The organism is Polaromonas sp. P4_F4 (assembly GCF_056401355.1).
This window is the reverse complement of sequence record NZ_JBFUJO010000065.1, coordinates 1-1,526: the sequence shown is the minus strand read 5'-3', so window position 1 is coordinate 1,526 and position 1,526 is coordinate 1. Positions and strand designations below refer to the sequence as shown.

At 63.4% G+C, this 1,526-nt stretch carries 1 protein-coding gene; it reads left to right on the top strand.

Annotated features, from left to right (window positions below):
• Window positions 1-137 precede the first annotated feature (137 nt).
• A complete protein-coding gene (locus AC1DUR_RS25770) occupies window positions 138-1,517 on the top strand; it encodes an IS4 family transposase (RefSeq protein WP_477720923.1) in 1,380 nt (459 codons plus the stop codon).
• Window positions 1,518-1,526 lie beyond the last annotated feature (9 nt).

Sequence of the window (1,526 nt, the reverse complement as noted above, 5' to 3'; positions counted from 1 at the left end):
GAATGGCACTTACTTTGGCAGGTTGGCCTTCGGCGACGTGCGTAAGTGCTTGAAAGCAAAGGGAGATGGCTGACCAAAGGGTCGATAGGATGGTTGTTTACGAAGCACCCAAACCATCTTCCCAAAGGCCAGCCACCATGGATCGTAATGCCCAAAGCGTCTTGCATCAACGTTGCAGCAGCATTGGACGCCGGGCGAGATCGACCCAGGCGGTGGAATTCTTCAACGTTCTGACGAGTCCGGAGTTGCTTGAGACGACCGAAGCGCTGCTGCCCGAGCACCGCGAGCGGCTGTATCCGCCAACGGTTGCGCTGTCGATGTTCATGCGCCAGGTGCTGGAGGCCGATGGCTCGTGCCAGAAGGCGGTCAACGGCTGGGCGGCGCAGCGCGCAGCCGATGGCCTGAGCCCGTGCAGCGTTCGCACCGGCGGGTATTGCCGGGCTCGCCAGCGGCTGCCGCTGGAGATGGTCAGTGCGCTCACGCGCCAGACAGGCCGCTTGCTCAGCCAGAAGGCTCTGGCGCCATGGCTGTGGCGCGGGCGAGCGGTCAAGCTGGTGGATGGCACCGGACTGTCGATGCCCGATACCCAGGAGAACCAGGTGTGCTATCCCCAGCCCAGCACCCAGGCAAGCGGCGTCGGCTTTCCGCTGGCGCGACTGGTCATGGTGATTTGCCTGGCCACCGGCGCGGCGCTGGATGCGGCGATAGGGCCGCACAGCGGCAAAGGCAGTGGCGAGCTCGGACTGGTACGCCGTCTGCTCGCAGGCTTTCGCCCCGGCGATGTGATGCTCGCCGATGCCTTGTACTGCAACTATTTCCTGATCGCCACACTGATGGCCGCGGGCGTGGATGTGCTGTTCGAGCAGAACGGAGCGCGAATCACCGACTTTCGGCGCGGCCAGTCGCTGGGCACACGCGACCACATCGTGCGCTGGCCCAAGCCAGCAGCCCGTCCAGAGTGGATGACGCCCGAGCAGCACGCGCAATTCCCCGATGAGTTGACGCTGCGCGAAGCCAAGGTCGATCATCAGGTGCTGGTCACCACGCTGCTCAACCATCGCCAGGTCACCAAGCGCGACCTCTCGGCGCTGTACGCGCGTCGCTGGAACGTCGAACTCGACCTGCGCAACCTCAAGACCACCACGGGCATGGATGTACTGAGCTGTCAGACGCCGCAGATGAACGAAAAACAGCTGTGGGTCCATCTGCTCGCTTACAACGTGATCCGACTGCTCATGGCGCAGGCCGCCTGCAATGCCGGGATAGACCCGCGCGGCCTGAGCTTCAAGCACACGGTGCAACTGTGGACAGAGTGGGTCTCGCGAGGCCTCTCGGCCACGAAGGATTGCGGGCGGCTATTCACGTTGATCGCACAATGCAGGGTCGGCCATCGACCCGGACGCATCGAGCCGCGAATGCGAAAACGAAGGCCCAAACCCTACCCCTGGTTGAAGGTGCCCCGCGACCAGGCTCGCCGACACGTCCAGAGGCATGGTCATGCCTATGAGCCAAAGTAAGTGCCATTC